The sequence below is a fragment of the Acidocella sp. genome, assembly GCF_035535915.1.
In the GTDB taxonomy this organism is placed as follows: domain Bacteria; phylum Pseudomonadota; class Alphaproteobacteria; order Acetobacterales; family Acetobacteraceae; genus Acidocella.
The window spans coordinates 1-18,527 of sequence record NZ_DATLPB010000031.1 but is presented as its reverse complement, the minus strand read 5'-3'; the positions used below and the strand labels follow the sequence as shown (position 1 = coordinate 18,527).

Genomic DNA, 18,527 nt, shown 5'->3' with positions numbered 1-18,527 from the left:
CGGTGTGCAAATGACACAAGAGGGCGCAAGACGCCTTTTCCTGGCGCCGCTGAACTGGCTCGCGGGGCGTTTGCGCGGGCGCCCCGACAGCGAGCACGAGATGAGTTTCAACAGGCTCGGTTTCGCTGCCATCATCGTTGCCATTCTTATTTCAGGGCAGAAAAACGGCGCGTTCGGCCCCGCCTTGCACAGCATGATCATCTTCATCGTGCTGGCGCTGACGATTCTGGGACACATCATCATATTTCCGAAAATCTGCCAGACGAGGCGGATTCTCGCGTTGCTGCTCGATTGTGGCTTTCTCTCCTGGCAGATCCACCTTGGCGGGCAGAAAGTCGCTTTGTTTTATCCCGTCTATCTCTGGGTAATTTTCGGAAATGGGTTTCGGTTCGGTCTTGCCTACCTCGCCGCAGCCGTGCCGGTGGCAGCAGTAAGCTTTGCCCTCGTCGTCGCCACCACGCCTTTCTGGCGAAATCAGTTGAATCTGTCCGTGGGGCTGCTGATCGGGCTGATCATCCTGCCGGCCTATGCCGGGACTTTGATTCGCAAACTCTCACTGGCGACACGAAGCGCCGAGGAGGCGAACAACGCCAAAAGCCTGTTTCTGGCCAGTGTTAGCCATGAGCTGCGCACGCCTTTGACCGCGATCGTTGGCATGAGCGGGCTGCTGCGCCGCGCCGCGCTGGACGAAGAGCAGCAGGAGATGGTCGAAACCATCAATCTTGCCTCCATATCCCTGCAAACCTTGATTAACGGGCTGTTGGACCTCTCGCGGATCGAAGCCGGGCGCATGCCGAATGTGCCGGAAGAGCTGGATCTGCTGAATTTGCTGGTCGATGTCCGCCGCATTGTCGAGAGTCAGGTCGTCGCCAAAAACCTCAGTTTCGACATCCATGTCACGCCACGGACGCCACCATTCTTATTGGCGAACCGTCAGCATCTGCTCGAGATCATTCTCAACTTGGCGGGCAACGCCGTGAAATTTACCGAGAATGGTGGGGTGGTGATTGCCGTGGACGGTCACCCGGCAGAAGGTTCCGGATCCGGCGTGAATTTAACGATCGACGTATCCGATACAGGCATCGGGATCGCGCCGTATGATCAGACGCGAATTTTCGAGGATTTCACCCAGGCGAACGACATGATCATGAATCGCTTCGGGGGCACGGGGCTCGGTCTGGCGCTCACGAAACGGCGGGTTGAGCTGTTTGGCGGAACGATCAATGTCGAAAGCACGCTCGGAAAAGGCAGCACATTTCACGTATCGATCATGACGCGGGCCGCGACGAATGCCACGGAAGCTTTGCCGGCCGACAAGGTCCATGTAACGCTTGTGGCGCGCAACCGGGAAATCGTAACGCAGGTCCGGAGCGGGCTCTCGGCACTCGGGGTGGCGGTTACAGTCGTCGAGCCCGGTCGCATCGCGCAGGATCCGGCCGCGGGACAAAAGGGCCCGATTATGCTCGTGCACGCGCCCGACTGGGACATTGTCAAACCGGCGATTTCCGCGACGGATGCCACGGTTGTGCTGATTGACGAGGCGGCCGCGCAAGCCTTGCCCAGCGTTTCGACCCAGAAGCGTTGTGTGACCGTTCTTTCGGATGTGTCTTCGGTGAAATCCCTGAACAGGGTGGTGGCAATCGCGCTTCGCCTGACGAACGAGTCCGTGCGCCAAAGATCTGAAGCGCTTGAGGTTGCGGCAAGCCCGCCGCTTACCGAGCCGGCTCGATGCCGGCGCGTGCTGCTGGTGGATGACAACCGGGTCAATCAGCGTGTCTTTACGCGCATCCTGGAGTCCGCGGGGCATGAGGTGCTCACCGCGGAAAACGGCGAAAAGGCCCTCGATGTGCTGGAACATGAGGAGAGCCGCCTCGACGTTGTGCTGATGGATTTCAATATGCCGGAACTGGACGGTATCGATGCGACGAAACTGTTCCGCCTGATGACCCTCGGGAGCGTGCGCCTGCCCATTATCGGACTGACGGCCGATGCGTCGGCCGAAGCCGATGCAAGGTGGCGCAACGCCGATATGGATGGTTGCTTGATAAAGCCGGTAGATCCGGCGGTCCTCTTGGATACGATTGACGCGATTGCCCGGAAGACGTCGGTGATGCGGACCAATACCGTTGCGATTCTTGAAGATCATCCCCGCTTCCGCAAACCGGGCGTTCCGGCCTTGGACGAAACGATCGTCGCAAATCTGCGCCGGCTCGGTGACAGCACATTCATCGACGAACTGTTTTCGGATTTCCTCATCGATGCGACCGACACGATCGAGTCGCTGTCCGCCGCCGCGGCCCAGGGCAATACCACGGTGTTCCGCAATCAAGCGCACGCATTGCAAAGCAGTGCCAGCAACGTTGGAGCCAGGGCTCTGGCGGAGTTGTGCGCCCCCTGGGTTGATCGCCGTGGGGCCGAATTAAGGGCGCGGGCAGTCGATTTCACCACCCGCGCACAGATTGAGCTAAGTCGGACCCGCGACGCCATCAAAGATCTCAACGCCGACCGCGGTATTAGATCGCTGACATGAATTCCCACGCCATGCTCCGTCTTACCCTCGGAGCATGGTCGGTACCGTCATTCCGCCGCCATCATGGTGGAGGCGGGCGCCTGCATCGCCATCAGGCGCCGATCCTGGGCGGCGCAGAGCCGGTCCATCTTGCGCAGATCGGATTCGGTCAGGTTCAAAGCGGCCTCGGCCCAGATGTCGACGACGTCCGTGAGCTCGTCGAGCGTCACCGGGTTCACGCGGCGGCGGGCACGGTAGGTCGCCTGATGCGCGTTAAATTTCCGATCATGACGCGCGATATATTCCTGCACCGCTTGCTGGCCTTCGCCATCTTCGGCCAGAACGTCCACAACCCCCATTTCATGGAGCTCCTCGGCGCTGTAGATGCGGCCGGACAGGATCATGGCCTCCGCGCGCGTGCGATCCATGCGCCGTGAGAGAAAGCTGTACGCCCCCATGCCCGGAAACATGTTGAACAGAATTTCCGGCAGGCCAAGTTTTGCGCTGCGTTCGGCGACAATCAGGTCGAAGGATAGAGCATGCTCGAACCCGCCGCCCAGGGCATCGCCCTGGACCAGCGCGATGGTGACGATGGGAGCGCCAAACGCGATGGTATTGCGGTGAATCGCTTCAACCGCGACATGCCCGTAATGACGAAGGGCCGCCAGGTCGCCCTGACGTATGCGCCGGGCGAAATGACCCAGATCGCCGCCGAGGTTGAAAATTCCCGGAATCGCCGATGCCATGACGAACCAGGAGAAGGGTTTGGGCGCGGACGAGGGCACCATCGTAAAGGCGTTGGCAATCGAATTCTGCATTCTGCCAATGTCATTCATCAACTCATGCGTGTAAGATGGCCTGCCTGTCGGTCGCATAAAGCACCAGAAAGTATCATTCAGCGTGTCGAGTTCTAACTCGAGGTTGCCGTATTGGCTTCTGTCCAGCCCGGGGAATTGTTCCGAAACGGGATCCAGGCCGGACCAGGAAGTTTCGCTGCTCAGCCGCTCGGAGGTCATTTTGCTGAACGCGGACGGATTGTTGGCGGCACTGACGAAGGTCATAGTGAGTCTCCTAAGTTGCCGGCGCACAGGTTTGAGTCCCTTTGGCTCGCTCCCGCACCAGTGGGAGTGAACTTAACAAGGGAATCGGTCTTTTTGTGAACTAAATTTTAAGGTTCGGCGAAACCCCAGGGCGGTGGTTGCATCCTGCAGCCGGGGCGCCGGAGACGGCGATAGAGGTTCTGCGCCTTCCGTTACAAATCCCGTGGCGGGCATGGTTCGAAACGCGGCTGAAATTCGCGGGATCTGCGATGCAGCCTGAAACGATGCCAAAGGCGCTCGTGCCGTCCAAGATGCATCGTTTCGTTATAAGGAGGGTAACAAGCGTCTCAAACTGCTTTGGAAAACCCGTTTTAGGTGCTTTTCCGGAACATGGCGCCGTGCGCAATGCGCATCGAATTTATGTAAGGATGATAGAAAAATTATATTAATCTTTAAAATTAATAACATTAATGAGAAAGCGAGATGTCGCAGCGGTCCTTGGCGGCATCGCCGCCGTGCGGGGGCGCTTGCACTGAATGCTGTTATTGCCGGGTGGTGAGTTTCGCACGCGTCTCCGGAACCTGTCGATTCCGGAGGCGCGCCATCGTGGTTGCCGGCTTGCCTTTATACCAGCACAACCGGCCTTAATGCGCGGCGCTTCGGCTTGAATCGCGCGACGCCAGCTGCGATACGCGTGTTAGCAGATTTTGCGGCCCGCGCGAGGCCAGGTCTGACAGCGATAAAATGCCGACCATCCGCTTCTGCCGGCTCAGAACCGGAATGTGATGGATCCGGTTGGCTTCGAGCTGGTCGATGGCGGCTTCAATGGTGTCATCCTCAAAGCAGTAGGTAACACCTTTGGTCATGACATCCGCCGCTTTCGTCGTCGCCAGATCGGCGCCACCGGCGACCGCGCGGCAGACGATATCACGGTCGGTCAGAATACCGACCAAGCGGTCATTCTCACCGACGGGCAGGCAGCCGATCTTGTGGTCGCGCAGCTTTCGCGCTGCCTCGGTGATCGAAAGCGTCGGCGCGATCCATTCCGCGTGCGACGTCATCACTTCCCGAACATGCATGGGTCTCTCCTTCATCAGATGGCGAAACCATGGGGCGACCAGCCGCCAGGATAACGAAACAAAAATGTCAGCCCGCTCCCCATGGACTCGGGGTCGATTGTCGAGCTTCAGGAAATTGCAGGCGCGCCGACGCACTCGCCAGCCAATAACCTCGGGGCAAATTCATATCACGATCAACGTGCCGAGGCCACAACGCTCTGCTCCGGCGCCTTCACATCGAAGAAAGCAGCCGCTTTTTGAAAAAAGCGGCGCAAAAACGTTTATTATGCTGGGCCATGGGCTTCGTCAGCGCCGACGCCCATGGCCCAGAGTTAACAAAGTTTTTTTGCTACTTTTTGTTCACAAAAAGTAGCCTGTCTTCAGCCGGCCAAGCGCGCCGCGTGCCAGCGCAAATGGTCCTCCATGAAGGTCTGGATGAAATAATAGGAATGGTCATAGCCGGGCTGGCGGCGCAAAACGAGTTCCTGGCCGGAGACCGAGGCTGCTTCCTCCAGGGCCTGGGGGTGAAGCTGCGCGTCCAGGAACTGATCTTTCTCGCCCTGGTCCACGAGGATGGCATAGGGCAAGGCGCGGCGGCGCAGCAGCACGCTGGCATCATACGCGTCCCACGCGCTCCGGTCCGGGCCCAGATAATTGGTGAACGCTTTCTGGCCCCAGGGAACGGCGACGGGGTTGGCGATCGGCGCGAAGGCCGAGACGGATTTGTAGCGGTGCGGGTGCTTGAGGGCGGTGACCAGCGCGCCATGGCCGCCCATGGAATGGCCGAAGATGCCGCGCCGGCCGGGATCGGTGGGGAAATGCGCTTCGATGAGCGCCGGCAACTCCGTCGCCACGTACTGGCCCATGCGATAATGCGCCGACCACGGGGCAACCGTGGCGTCGAGATAGAAGCCGGCGCCCACGCCGAAATCCCAGTTCTCAGCCTCGCCCGGCAGGTTCAGCCCGCGCGGGCTGGTGTCGCAGGTCACCAGCATCAGGCCGAGTTCCGCCGCCAGGCGCTGGGCACCGGCCTTGATGACGAACGTCTCCTCGGTGCAGGTCAGTCCGGCCAGATAATAGAGCGCCGGCACCGGCGCGGTCTTGGCCTGGGGCGGCACGAACACGGCAAAGCGCATCTCCGTGCCGGTCGCCGCCGAGGCATGGCTGTAGAAGCCCTGAACGCCGCCGAAGCAAAGCTGCTCGGATCTGGTCTCGATGGCCATGACGGGAAACTCCTCTCGATGTGAGCGCTGGGGCGCAGCAGCTTTAAACGTCCCCCTAACTATAATCGCGCTCCAGCCGTTTCCAAGCGAGGGCTGGATGCTCGACGGGCCGCGGCGAGGTTGATAAGCCCCTCCGCGCAAGGAGGCTGTGAGTCGGAATATGACGATCGCGATCGGGATGGGACACACAACGGCAGGCGCGCCGGCGACGCTCGACCTCGAGGAGCTGCTGGCCACCCGCCTGCTGGTCCAGGGCAATTCGGGCTCCGGCAAGTCTCACCTGCTGCGCCGGCTGCTGGAACAGAGCGCCCCCTGGGTGCAGCAGACGATCATCGACCCCGAAGGCGATTTCGTGACGCTGGCCGAGCGCTTCGGCCATCTGGTGATCGACGCCGAGGCGCATAGCGAGCAGGGCCTGCAATTGGCGGGTGAGCGGGCGCGCATCCATCGCGTCTCCGCCGTGCTCAATCTCGAAGGGCTCGACGCGGAAAACCAGATGCGCCGCGCCGCGGCCTTCCTCGGCGGCCTGTTCGAGGTCGACCGCGACCATTGGTACCCGATGCTGGTGGTGGTGGACGAGGCGCAGCTTTTCGCCCCGGCCGTCGGCGGGGAAGTGCCGGACGAGGCGCGCAAATTGTCCCTCGGCGCCATGACGAACCTGATGTGCCGCGGCCGCAAGCGCGGGCTGGCGGGGGTGATCGCGACCCAGCGCCTCGCCAAGCTCGCCAAGAATGTCGCGGCTGAGGCCTCCAACTTCCTCATGGGCCGAACCTTCCTCGACATCGACATGGCGCGCGCCGCCGATCTGCTGGGCATGGAGCGGCGCCAGGCGGAAGCGTTCCGGGATCTGGAGCGCGGGCATTTCATGGCGCTCGGCCCCGCTCTCTCCCGCCGGCCCTTGAGCGTGAGCATCGGCCCGACGGAAACCCTGCCGCCCAGCACGACGCCGCGGCTCATGCCGCTGCCGGAGGCGGTGTTGGAGGATGCACACGCCGTCATCCTGGCTGCGCCGCCCGAGACCGTGCGCCCCCAGCGCCGCCCGCTGCCGCCGCCGGCGCCCGACCTGCTCAGCCAGCTGATGGCCGCCGCGCCCGCCGCCGCCGATAATCGCGCCGAAGCCGTGGAGGCGCCGCCGAGCCCCGAACAACTCGCGGAACGGCGCGCCCGGCTGGAACGCATCTTGGGCGCCATCCTGGCTGATCCCGAAGCCGGGTTCCGCGCCATCGGCGTGCTCTATCAGGATTTCCTGGTCCGCTGCCGGATCGAGGGGCTGGGCGCCGGCGCGCCGGACCTCAACAGCTTCCGCCGCATGCTCACCCGCGCTCGCGCCGGCGTGAGCGCCGAGATGGCGGAGGACGCGGTCTGGCAGGATATCGCCGCCCGCGCCGCCATCCTGCCCGAGGACATGCAAGGCATTTTCATGATGCTCGCCCGCGCCGCCCAGGAGAAATGGCCCTGCCCGGGCGACCCGGCGATCGCCCGGGCCTACGGCACCCGCTCCCTGGGCCGCGCGCGGCGCGTGCTGACCTATATCGAGGAGCAGGGGCTGATCGTCTGCCAACAGGACGGCGCCAGCAGGCGGATCGTCACGCTGGTGGAGCTGGCCTGGGCGACGGCGCCGGGTGACCCCAACGCGGATGAGGCGTAAGAAAAAGTGAAGGAAGCAAGCGCTTCTTTTTTGGAAAAAAGAAGCAAAAAACTTTTTTCATCTTAGGCCCGTGCCGTTTCAGCGCCACAGGCCCGGCGTCGATAAAAGTTTTTGCGCCGCTTTTTTCAAAAAGCGGCCACTTTCTTCCCGCGCGCCAGCCCGGCCGAAGCCGGGCCGTTTGGATCTTTCAACGCAGATTTTAGTCGGCACGAAGCGCGAGCATTGCCGACCGTGGCGTCCAACTCCCCGCCCAGCGCGGCGAGCGCGCTTTGGTCGCTTTCGCGCACCACTTCATCTCAGGCGTAGGTGAATACCCCGGCGAATCCCTCATCCAAGTGATCCTGGTGGTGGCAATGGAGCATTGTAGGTCCCGGATCGTCGGCCACGAAATCGACTTCAGCCGTCGTGAAGCGTGGCATGCTGATCGTATCCTTCATCACCCCAGAGGTTACCGTGTCTCCGATCTTGGTGATCTCGAAGTTATGCCGGTGCAAATGGACAGGATGGGTGTCGCCGCTGTTGTTATTTAAAAGCAGCCGGTAGCGCTTACCCTGCTCGACGGTGAATAGCCGATTGGTCTCGGGCCAGGACTTTCCATTGATCGTCCAGCGGTTGAAACGGCCGCGGCCACCCGGGATTTTCTCGAATTTCAAGCTGATCGTCTCATCCGGCGTTGCGAGCGCAGCCGGCCGACCAAAGACCGTGTAATCCCAGGCCGCATTCGCCGGAGAGATCCATCGCGCCTCGCCTCCGTAATTCTCGTACTCGACGACGATGCCCATCCCCATGTTGCGATCCATCGGGTCGGTGGAGCCGAAGACCCAGACGCCGGGGTTGTTCATCTCAACGATGACATCGGCCCGCTCGGCGACATCGAGGGTCAGCGTATCCACGGTCGCCTGGGTGGGGACAGGGTTGCCGTCCAGCGCGATGACAGTGAAACGATGGCCAGGGAGCGCCAGCGAGACGGGCATGGTCGGGCTGGCGTTCAGCAGGCGGAACAGCACCTGCTCGCCTTGGCGCACGCGGACCGGCTCGCCGTGCCCGAGCATCCGCTCCCCAAAAGTGGCGGAGTGGTACATCACCTCCAGGCCATTATTGGCAGGCACCCGCTTGATGAAGTCCTGCATGCTGATCCAGGAGCCTTCCCAACGGCGGGCAGCCAGGAGCACCTCACGATCGTATCGCCCGGGGTCGTTCGCCGGCTCCACGATCACAAAGCCAAATTCCCCCGTGTAGGTGCTGCGATTGAGATTTGCCATCGCCATGGCGTGGCTATGATACCAGCGGGTGCCGTTCGGCTTGGGCGTAAAAGCATAGATCAACGACTGGCTGGCAGGAATGATCGGCGACCCCTCTTCCATCGCTCCATCCTGAACGGATGGAATGAAAAATCCGTGCCAGTGGACGATATTTGGATAGCCGGAGTCATTGATCACCTTGATGGCGACAGGTTTGCCTTCCTGTAGCCGCAAGGTCGGACCAGGAACCGTTCCATTGTATGCGGTGGTTTTGATGATCTTGTTCGGGGCGATTTCCAGCGAGATTGGGGCGATGCGTATCGTGTGATTGACCGCTGCTGTCCCCTCGGCTAGCACTTGGCCGGGCGAGCCAGCCAGAGCCGCCACTCCCATCATGCCTGCGCCCTGCAGCACGCTGCGTCGGCTCAACGGAGCTTCGAACGTCTTCTGATGGTCTTTGGAATCATCCATCACAGTCTCTTTTTAAGCCCAAAGAATTTGGCCGACGCCGAACCGGGCGACTTAGGTTCCTGTCACCTGTGGCTGTTCTCAAAAACGTCAACTTCAAATTTGCGTTGTAGTCGGTCTGTCTTTGCATGGGAATGTCATCGGGCAGCCCGGGTGTTGAACACACAATCATCCGGGAAACGTCGTATCCTATGCGGTAGGACGAAACCCAACGCGCAAGCCAAGAGCCTTGGCAACCTTCATCACGGTTGCGAGGGTTGGGTTGCCATCGCCGGACAGTGCCTTATTCAACCCTTCGAGGCTCATTCCAACGTCTCGCGCGAGTTGGCTCATGTTGAAGTCCCGCCCCACTTGAGCGGCGGCTCTCTTCCCACGAAGGGCGATCCGGAATTGACCAAGCTCAGTTGCAAACGAGTAGACAAAGCGTTCCTCAATGCGGACAGAGTTGTTTTTCGAAAAAAGTGTCCGGATAGGGATCGTCATTGAACCGGTCGATTTCGGTCCATCCCGTCCGCCGATAAAGTTGCTGCGCCTCAGGCAAGGCTCGATTCGTGTCGAGGCGGAGCTTTTCGATCGACAAGTCAAGGGCAATTTTCTCAACAGTCGTCATGAGACGCCGCGCCAGCCCAAGCCCACGCGCCGACGGCGCTACCCAGAGCCTCTTTACCTCCGCGATGTCACCCCCGCTACCCTTCAGGCCGACACACCCGATAGGCAAACCGTCCGATGCAGCTACGAGGAACGTACCGCGCGGGCGCATCATGTCTTTTGACGCTGGATCGCGCGAGCGCGACACCTCAAAGCCGCTCTCGAAGCGACGTGCTAGTTCGGCATAATATTCGCCCAGGCAATATCTCGCTTCACTACTCCTAGGATCAGTCTCCTTAATCGCGATGCGATCACGTCCGAACGCAGATGCAACAAGATCCATGGCGCGCAAAAGCTCTTCCGGCTGGGAGTGGCGCACGAGCAATGTCCGGGCTTGGTGGTTAGACAGAGCCTCATAAGCATCGAACTCGGATTGGCCGATTTCTGTCAGTCGAACGATACGACGGCGCGCGTCCTGCGGATGCGAAAATGTTTCGATCAGTCCCTCTTCCTCCAGGCCGCGCAACAGACGACTCATCAACCCTGAGTCGAGCCCGAGATAGTCGCGGATGGAGCTTACCTCCGTGTGCCCATGCCCGATCGCATTGAGCACGCGAGCGACGCCAAGAGGACGGCCACGGCCGAGAAAGGAATTATCGAGCGCCCCGACTTCCGAGGTGACGGCACGGTTGAACCGGCGGACGCGGGCAACAGGATCAAGCACGATAATATCAGACTATAGTCAGGTAAGTTGAGGTGTCAATCTACTCCGTCAGGCAATGAGTCGTAGTTTGCCGGCCAAGCTTAGCCCCGCAGCATGCCATAGACCACTTGATAGCTGGCAGTGCAGCCAGCCTGAAATTGGCTCAGAACCCGGCGGAACTGAGCCGGCGGGAGCGGTTTGTGGCCCGGCGCGGGCTGTCCGGCGCCGAGCTGCTTTAAAGATCGCGCAAAGGCCTGGCCATTGGTGTGGTGGTCCCGGATGGTCTCGACTTCGACGGTGCCGGCACAATGTTTTGGCCAGGGGAAGCGTTCCACCGGGGGGTAAGGGTGCAGCCCGTGCCGAAGGCCCACGGTCTCATGGGCTGCGCGCCACTCGGCAAAGCTCTCCGCGCCGAGGGTGGCGAAGGCAAGTCTGCCGCCAGGGACAAGTCGGTCAGCCAGCCGGGCGATGCCGCCGCGTAGATCGGTGAACCATTGTAGGGCGAGCGACGAGGCGATGAGGTCGAAATTGCCGAGCGCAGGGTCCGGGGCTTCGCCATCCATGCGCCGGTAGCTGGCGCGCGCGCCTAGGCGCAGGCTGGCGCGTTCCAGCATGACCGGAGAGATATCCGTGAGAACCAGCTCTGCCTGTGGATATAGCGCGGCGAGATGCGTGCTAAGCAGCCCGGTACCGCAGCCGATTTCCAATATGCGGTCTGGTGGGCAGGGCCGCGTGGCGGCGATGCGCATGGCAAGACGTTCAGCAACCTGCCGCTGCACGCCAGCCATCTGATCATAAGCCGCGGCGCCAGCGGAGAATGATGCGGCGACGCGCTCTTTCATGTTCGCGCTGACCAAGGTGTTGAGAGATTCAGGGAGATCGGCGTGGCTCATGGCCTGGGACATGAACGTTTCGTCCGGCGCGCACAAGGCCAAGCAGGTGGCACTTCTCACAGCAAACGCTGCGCTGAAAACTGCCGAAGTTCCCATTCGGAGAGTGCGGGGTTTTAACGGCTCATCACCCTTAACGTGGGCGCAAGGGCCTCGTCGGGGAACCGGCTGATTCGGGTGCCGTACCGCGAGCGGGATTTGGTCGGGCGGATGGCGCTGCGCTCACGTCCGTCGAGCAAGGTGGTGACGGAGTAGGGGCCCTAGCGGCGGGGCGTGTTCATCGTGAAATATAATTCTTTGGTTACTTTGCCGTCATATAGGGGCGGGCCCGGAACCAGAAAATGGCCGTATCCCCTTGTTATGACGTTCTCATAGGCATCACCTATTTGTCCCATCCAGTGTTTATATTTCGGCGGCCTTTGGAACCCGGATAGTGACTGCCCCGGCCCTTAAGCGAGGCGCGTGTCACGATCGTCGTGAGGGGCGCCGGTTTGAATGACATGGAGACAAACGGTGGCTGAAAATAAAGGCATGACCCATGCGACCGGCGCGCCGGTCGCGGACAATCTGAACACCATGACGGCCGGTCCGCGCGGCCCCGTCCTGCTTCAGGACATCTGGCTGCTCGAGAAGCTGGCGCATTTCGACCGTGAAGTGATCCCCGAGCGCCGCATGCACGCCAAAGGCTGGGGTGCGTACGGCACGTTCACCGTCACCAAGGACATCACCAAATACACGAAGGCGAAACTCTTCTCCGCCGTCGGCAAGAAAACCGACGTTTTCGTCCGTTTCTCGACCGTTGCCGGCGAGCGCGGCGCGGCTGACGCCGAGCGCGACATTCGCGGCACCGCGATCAAGTTCTACACCGAGGAAGGCAACTGGGACGTTGTCGGCAACAACACGCCGGTGTTCTTCTTCCGCGACCCGATGCGCTTCCCGGACCTCAACCACGTCGTCAAGCGCGACCCGCGCACCGGCCTGCGTTCCGCCGACAGCAACTGGGATTTCTGGTCGCTGCTGCCCGAGGCGCTGCACCAGGTGACGATCGTGATGTCCGAGCGCGGCCTGCCCAAGAGCTTCCGCAACATGAACATGTACGGCAGCCACACCTACTCGATGATCGACGCGGCCAACAAGCGCGTCTGGGTCAAGTTCCATTTCAAGACCCAGCAAGGCGTTCAGAATTGGACCGATGAAGAAGCCGTCGCGGCGGTCGGCAAGGATCGCGAAACCCATGGCCGCGATCTACTCGAGGCGATCGAGCGCAAGGAATTCCCGCGCTGGACCCTCAAGATTCAGGTGATGACCGAAGAACAGGCGCGCAGCCACAAACACAACCCGTTCGACCTCACCAAGGTCTGGCCGCAGGCCGAGTACCCGCTGATCGAAGCCGGCGTGCTGGAATTGAATCGCTGGCCGGAGAATTATTTCGCCGAGACCGAGCAGGCCGCCTTCTCCCCGGCGAACGTCGTCCCGGGCATCGGCTTCTCGCCTGACCGCATGCTGCAGGCCCGGCTCTTCTCCTATGGCGATGCGCAACGCTACCGTCTGGGCGTGAACTTCAACCACATCCCGGTGAACGCGCCGAAATGCCCGTTCCACAGCTATCACCGCGATGGCGCGATGCGCACCGATGGCAATCTCGGCGGCACCGTGAGCTATTGGCCGAACAGCAAGGGCGAGTGGGTCGACAACAACCCCCACGCGACGGAACCAGCACTGCCGCTCGAAGGTGATGCCGCGCATTGGGATCACCGCGTGGACGAAGACCATTTCGAGCAGCCCGGCAACCTGTTCCGGAAGATGAGCCCGGCGCAGCAGCAGGTGCTGTTCGAAAACACCGCGCGCGCCCTGGGCGATGCCCGCATCGAAGTGAAGCAGCGCCATATCGCCAACTGCACCAAAGCAAACCCCGCCTACGGCGCCGGCGTGGCCAAGGCGCTCGGCCTCTAACGCTCGAAACAGCAAAAGCCCGCCCGGTTTTTTCCGGGCGGGCTTTTTAGGAAGTAAGAAAGAGACCGCTTTTTGAAAAAAGCGGCGCAAAAACTTTTGGTTACGCTGGGCCTGGGGCGGTGAAACCGGCACGGGCCAAATGCGCGAAGAAGGGCAAGTCCTGTTCCTTTGTTCGATCCGAAAAGCGCCTGTTCCTTCGTCCCGACCTGCCATCGGCATGCTGCCGCGCGGAGATGTTGTCAGGGATGGCCTCGCTTGGAGGCCACCGCGAAGCGGCGTGCAGCGTCCTTGACAACATCGAGCACGGTAGCATGCTAGTGCGAGGTCGAGGCGTGCCAGCGGCGCATTCCCAAACGTGGTAAGACGGGCCGAAAGCGGTCTATCTGTTTGCGGCCCGCAATAGGCCAAAGCTGACATTGCTCTAGTTGCGAGTAGCCATGCCTGTCGAATCCGGATCGGCCATTGAATACGCAGGCCCTCAATTAGGGAACCAGACGTTCACTAGCAGAGTGAGGGATGAATGACTTCGCATCCGTTTAGTGTGAGTGCGGCTGGGTGACAAGTCGGTTTGTCGGTCTCCACCTATATTCCATCATCGACTGGTGGACCACCAGCGATAAGCTGCCAGTAAGTTCCGGCGTTTTTATAAAGCTGAGCTCTTCCCCAGCCAATCTTTGGTGACGACTTTAGAGCGCATATAATGCACAAACACCCCCATTGTAGTTGGTTTTTTTTGGAAGCGGGGCCATCAATCATGTAGGTTTCCTCAAACATCGGACGAGAGCAAACCTGACAGTTCTCAACGTATTCTGCAAATCGAATGTCTGGCCAAGAAGATTTTTCTTGGCTTTCTATTTTTGAAAAATGCTTGAAACTTTCTTCATAGTTCAACACAAAAATTCACCTTATGATCCCTAGAAAAAGCGGTGAGGCCGTCACCCGTCGGGATGTCGGGTCAATTGCATTGATATGCAATATCCCAGACACCGAAGTCATGTCACCTCTGAAGGTGCTAAACGAGCTACTGGTTGTGATCCATCGCGGGTCAATAAGGCAAACCATACGCCACTCATCAGCGTGGTCACGATAGAGTACGCTCTCGCCTCTTTCCCATTTCGACTCTATTCCATCAGAGTTGCAGACACCTTTTGCGTAAAACCCTTGTTTTAACACAAACCAATATGTTCCGATCTTAATATCGGCCCACTCTGTATTTCTATCGAGGGTGCGGGCATAAAGCTCTTGTTCACTCAGTACGTGCGCATACTGAGCCATCACTCTTCCAGCTTGGAAATTCAAATCGTAAAATGACTTTGCGCTCTCAAAATTAAAAACCGGAATGGGGATCGAATGAGCGGCTGCATACATGTCCACCCGAGGAACATTAATGTAAACTAGATAGTCATAAGTTGGTTTTATCGACAACGATGGCCCCAACCGTTCATCGACCCAGTTATAATGCGAATTACGAATTTCGCGAAGTAGAGAGTCGTGAACGGGCTGCTGATCCACCTCCGAGTGGCAGTTCTTACAGAGTAGGATTAGATTGTTAGCATTATTTCTCTCATTTTTGGATAAATTGCTGTTAGATCTGGGGCCGAAATCTGAACGGGAGTAGATATGGGCGTCATCCCCCAATCTTGCCCGCTCGCAAAATTCATTTTCTTTAAATAGAATTTTTTTGCACTTATTGCAACGACCAGCTGATTTTGCGATGATCCAACGGCGATTTCCATCACTTACGTGCACCTTGGACTCCCTCTCTTAGATCTGTAATCTGCCATCGACTCTCCCGTATTTCAACATTTCTATCGATAATAGCTTCGGATAAGTGACGAGCTTTGCCGCCCTCAGGTTGCTCATTACGGCATCATTAGTTTGTGCTCGTCGGTCATGAATGACGTAATAAACCTCGATTAGCTTCCTGAGCGCACTCGCGCCCGTCTAATTGGCGTCCGCTTTCGGTGGCCCGATCAATGGCCGGGAGTGGCCACAATGGGCGCACAGCTGACAGAGCCGGACGGCGCTGAACGTCCGTTTCAGAGATTACCTACCGGGCCAGCCCATGCCCGACTCGGGTCGAAAACCAAAATTGAACCTGAGACCCACCAATTTTTTCGCCTCTTCTGGTTCACAAAAACTAGCGCCTTCCTTTATCTGCTGGCAGCCCTGGCGCACATGCCGTGGCGAAGGAGGGTTCGATGCCGACATTGTTCATCACTGATCTCGCCGGGGTCGAGCATCGGCTTGAGGGGGCGGCCGATGACGATCTCATGCACATCGTTCGTGACGCAGGCCTGCCCTTGCGGGGCGAATGCAATGGCTCGCTGGCTTGCGCCACTTGCCACCTCATCATCGATCCCGTCTGGTTCGAAAAATTAACGCCGCCGGATGCGGATGAGCTGGATATTCTGGATTACCTGGCCACTGTCACGCCCACCTCCCGGCTCGGCTGCCAGGTCCATCTTACAGCGGAGCTGGACGGGCTGCGCGCCGCCGTCGCCGAGCCTGACTGACGGAAGGGGCGCTTGGCCCGAAGCGGCGAAACCGGCACGCCCCAAGTTTAAAAAAGTTTTTTGCTTCTTTTTTCAAAAAAGAAGCCCTTGCTTGCCTTGTCCTAGCTTGGTCATAAGGGCGCGTGGATCAGCAAAAATCTTCGCCTTATCGTGTCGCCGTCATCGGCGGCGGCCCTGCCGGGCTGATGGCCGCCGAAATAATGGCGCAAAATGGCCTGGCGGTGACTATGTTCGACCGCATGCCGAGCCTCGGGCGGAAGTTGCTCATGGCCGGGCGGGGCGGTCTCAACATCACCCATTCGGAACCGATGGCGCGTTTTCTGCCCCGTTACGGCGAGGAAGCGGACTGGGTCGCGCCCTGGCTTGCCGCCTTTCCGCCTGAAGCCGTGCGGGATTGGTGCGCAGGGCTGGGACAGCCCACCTTCGTCGGAAGCAGCGGCCGGGTGTTCCCCACTTCCATGAAGGCCAGCCCCCTTCTGCGCGCCTGGATCCGGCGTTTGGAAGGTCTGGGCGTGCGGATGGTGACCCGCGCGGAATGGACCGGCTGGGTGCCCGGCCAGGTGCGCTTCGCCGACGGCACCGTCCATGACGCCGATGCCGTGGTGCTGGCTCTGGGCGGCGCCTCCTGGCCCAGATTGGGAACGGATGGCGGCTGGACCGCGATTCTGCCCGATGTCGGCATCGCCCCGCTGCGCCCGGCCAATTGCGGCTTCAAGGTCGCGTGGTCGGCCCATTTCGCGGAACGCTTCGCGGGCACGCCGCTCAAGCGCATCGTCTTGTCCTGCGGCGACAGGTCGGTTCCAGGCGAAGTGATGATCACCAAAGACGGAGTCGAGGGCGGCGCCATCTATGCCCTGTCGGCACGTGCACGGGAGCTGATCGCGCGTGGCGGCGGCGCGGAATTGCACATCGATCTGCGCCCCGATCTGAGTGAAGACATGCTGACAGCCCGCTTGGCGGGCTCGGTCCGCGAATCCCTCTCCAACCATCTGCGCAAGCGCGCGGGCCTGTCCCCCGTCGCCATCGGGTTGGTGCGGGAAGCACGCCAGGCCGGCAGCACATCGTCCCTGGCAGCCCTCATCAAATCCCTGCCGCTCCGCCTCGTGGCGCCCGGCAGTCTGGCGCGCGCCATTTCCACCGCCGGCGGGATCAGGCGGGAAGAGCTGGACGAACATTTGATGCTGCGCGGCCACCCCGGCTTGTTCGCGGCGGGCGAAATGCTGGATTGGGAAGCGCCAACCGGCGGCTATCTGCTGCAAGCCTGCCTGGCCAGCGGCCGGGCGGCGGCGCAGGGGGTGCTGGCTTGGCAGGCGCAAAAGGAAGCAGCCGCTTTTTGAAAAAAGCGGCGCAAAAACTTTTTTTATGCTGGGCCATGGGCTGTGTCGGTGCCAACGCCCATGACCCAGCATAACAAAGTTTTTTTGATACTTTTTGTTCACAAAAAGTAGGCCTTTCTTGCTTGCCTCACACCGCCGGGCGGCGGGGAGGGCCGAAACGCCGTTCCAGCGCCCGGCCGAGGGCGAGCATCGGCGCTTCGTCGAATAACCGTCCCCAGAGGCATAGCGCATGCGGCACCTCGCGCACCATCGCTTCGTCGGGCTGCTCGGCCGCGGGGAGGTAGCGCGACAGCCCGAGCGGGTCTCTGGGGGGTGAGGTGAAGAAGCCTGCCGGCAGGCAGAGGCAGGGATGGCCGGTGAAATTGGTGATCACGAGCATCGGCCCGGTCAGGCTCGGCCCGACCACCACGTCCACCTGGGCGAACACGGAATCCATCTCCATCATCGCCAGCCGGCGCAGCCGGTCGAGCTGCATATGGTCGACGGCGGAGAGAAAACGCGCCTTGCGGAAATCGTTCGGCCAGGCTTTCGCGTCCTGCCAGGTCAGCAGGTCGTCGCGGTCGCTCAGCGTCAGCTCCTCGAACGCGGCGGCGGCTTCGGCATGGAGCAGGCTGAGCAGCGAGCTATAAGGTAGCTCGCGGCGGGTGAGGGGGATCGGCTCCAGGCCCAGTGCGCGGATGTTGTCCAGCGCCTGGTTGTCCGGCTGCGGCGCATCCTTGCTGGAGAAATCTTCGGGGTAATAGCCGACCCGCAGCCCTGCGATTGGCATGTCGGACGCGTAGCCGAACGGCATGGGAATCTGGAACGCATCCTGCGGGTCGGGCTGGTTCAGCACGCTCAGCACGGTCGCCGTGTCCTCCACCGTGCGGCCGATCGGGCCGATCTTGTCGAGCGACCAGCAGAGCGGCATGGCGCCGCGGCGGGAGACGCGCCCGTAGGTCGGGCGCAGCCCCGTCGCGCCGCAGCGCGTGGCGGGCGAGACGATGGAGCCGAGCGTTTCGGTGCCGATGGCGAACCCGACCAGGCCGGCGGCGGCAGCAGAGGCGGAACCGGCGCTGGAGCCGCTGGAGCCTTCCTGCGGATTCCACGGGTTGCGCGTTCGCCCGCCGAACCAGAGATCGCCATAGGCCAGCGCGCCGACCGCAGTCTTGCCGAGCATGATCGCGCCGGCCTCATGCAGCAGGTCGGTGACGAAGGCGTTTTCCGCCGGCACGCGGCCCTGATAGGGTTCCGCGCCCCAGCTCGTCTCAATCCCTTCCGTGTCGATGATGTCCTTCATGCCATAGGGGATGCCGTGCAGCGGGCCGAGATTTTTCCCCTGCGCCGTCATCAAATCGAGTTCGGCGGCGCGGC

15 protein-coding genes are annotated in these 18,527 nt (G+C 60.7%); 5 read left to right on the top strand and 10 right to left on the bottom strand.

The genetic code is table 11. The annotated features are described in order from the left end of the window. Window positions 1-70 precede the first annotated feature (70 nt). Window positions 71-2,530 (top strand): hybrid sensor histidine kinase/response regulator, encoded by a 2,460-nt coding sequence (locus VNC39_RS04385; RefSeq protein ID WP_325396562.1) that lies wholly within the window; start codon window positions 71-73, stop codon window positions 2,528-2,530. A 47-nt stretch (window positions 2,531-2,577) separates the two neighbouring features. On the opposite strand, the gene VNC39_RS04380 is transcribed toward VNC39_RS04385, so the two are convergent. The 3 genes from VNC39_RS04380 to fghA all read right to left on the bottom strand — a co-directional run bounded on the left by VNC39_RS04380 (window position 2,578) and on the right by fghA (window position 5,830). Beyond that, window positions 2,578-3,570, bottom strand: a complete 993-nt coding sequence (locus tag VNC39_RS04380) for a crotonase/enoyl-CoA hydratase family protein (RefSeq protein WP_325396560.1) — start codon at window positions 3,568-3,570, stop codon at window positions 2,578-2,580. A 623-nt stretch (window positions 3,571-4,193) separates the two neighbouring features. Next, entirely contained in the window at window positions 4,194-4,610 is a 417-nt protein-coding gene (locus VNC39_RS04375; RefSeq protein ID WP_325396558.1) for a CBS domain-containing protein, read from the bottom strand. A 377-nt stretch (window positions 4,611-4,987) separates the two neighbouring features. After that, window positions 4,988-5,830 (bottom strand): S-formylglutathione hydrolase, encoded by an 843-nt coding sequence (gene fghA / locus VNC39_RS04370; protein WP_325396556.1) that lies wholly within the window; start codon window positions 5,828-5,830, stop codon window positions 4,988-4,990. 160 nt (window positions 5,831-5,990) lie between these two features. Between fghA and VNC39_RS04365 the strand changes: the two genes are divergently transcribed. Continuing rightward, window positions 5,991-7,478, top strand: a complete 1,488-nt coding sequence (locus VNC39_RS04365) for an ATP-binding protein (RefSeq protein WP_325396554.1) — start codon at window positions 5,991-5,993, stop codon at window positions 7,476-7,478. A gap of 296 nt (window positions 7,479-7,774) precedes the next feature. On the opposite strand, the gene VNC39_RS04360 is transcribed toward VNC39_RS04365, so the two are convergent. The 4 genes from VNC39_RS04360 to VNC39_RS04345 form a co-directional block, all read right to left on the bottom strand. After that, entirely contained in the window at window positions 7,775-9,190 is a 1,416-nt protein-coding gene (locus tag VNC39_RS04360) for a multicopper oxidase family protein (RefSeq protein ID WP_325396552.1), read from the bottom strand. 186 nt (window positions 9,191-9,376) lie between these two features. Further along, window positions 9,377-9,670: a DNA-binding protein gene (locus tag VNC39_RS04355; protein ID WP_325396550.1), complete on the bottom strand. Its 294-nt coding sequence runs from the start codon at window positions 9,668-9,670 to the stop codon at window positions 9,377-9,379. Beyond that, window positions 9,618-10,499: a bifunctional helix-turn-helix transcriptional regulator/GNAT family N-acetyltransferase gene (locus VNC39_RS04350; protein WP_325396548.1), complete on the bottom strand. Its 882-nt coding sequence runs from the start codon at window positions 10,497-10,499 to the stop codon at window positions 9,618-9,620. Before VNC39_RS04350 ends, VNC39_RS04355 begins: the two co-directional genes overlap by 53 nt. 80 nt (window positions 10,500-10,579) lie before the next feature. Next, on the bottom strand, window positions 10,580-11,383 hold the full coding sequence (locus VNC39_RS04345) for a methyltransferase (protein ID WP_325396546.1): 804 nt from the start codon (window positions 11,381-11,383) through the stop codon (window positions 10,580-10,582). A gap of 516 nt (window positions 11,384-11,899) precedes the next feature. Here VNC39_RS04345 and VNC39_RS04340 point away from each other — a divergent pair. Next, window positions 11,900-13,321, top strand: coding sequence for a catalase (locus VNC39_RS04340; protein WP_325396608.1), 1,422 nt, complete (start codon window positions 11,900-11,902; stop codon window positions 13,319-13,321). 582 nt (window positions 13,322-13,903) lie between these two features. Here the strand turns inward: VNC39_RS04340 and VNC39_RS04335 are convergent. Next, window positions 13,904-14,212: a hypothetical protein gene (locus VNC39_RS04335; protein ID WP_325396544.1), complete on the bottom strand. Its 309-nt coding sequence runs from the start codon at window positions 14,210-14,212 to the stop codon at window positions 13,904-13,906. A gap of 9 nt (window positions 14,213-14,221) precedes the next feature. Then, window positions 14,222-15,070 (bottom strand): HNH endonuclease, encoded by an 849-nt coding sequence (locus VNC39_RS04330; protein WP_325396542.1) that lies wholly within the window; start codon window positions 15,068-15,070, stop codon window positions 14,222-14,224. A gap of 452 nt (window positions 15,071-15,522) precedes the next feature. Between VNC39_RS04330 and VNC39_RS04325 the strand changes: the two genes are divergently transcribed. Then, window positions 15,523-15,837: a 2Fe-2S iron-sulfur cluster-binding protein gene (locus VNC39_RS04325; protein WP_325396540.1), complete on the top strand. Its 315-nt coding sequence runs from the start codon at window positions 15,523-15,525 to the stop codon at window positions 15,835-15,837. A 122-nt stretch (window positions 15,838-15,959) separates the two neighbouring features. Continuing rightward, a complete protein-coding gene (locus tag VNC39_RS04320; RefSeq protein ID WP_325396538.1) occupies window positions 15,960-17,174 on the top strand; it encodes an NAD(P)/FAD-dependent oxidoreductase in 1,215 nt (404 codons plus the stop codon). A gap of 127 nt (window positions 17,175-17,301) precedes the next feature. Here the strand turns inward: VNC39_RS04320 and VNC39_RS04315 are convergent. Further along, on the bottom strand, window positions 17,302-18,527 hold a 1,226-nt coding region (locus VNC39_RS04315; RefSeq protein ID WP_325396536.1), incomplete at its 5' end, for an amidase.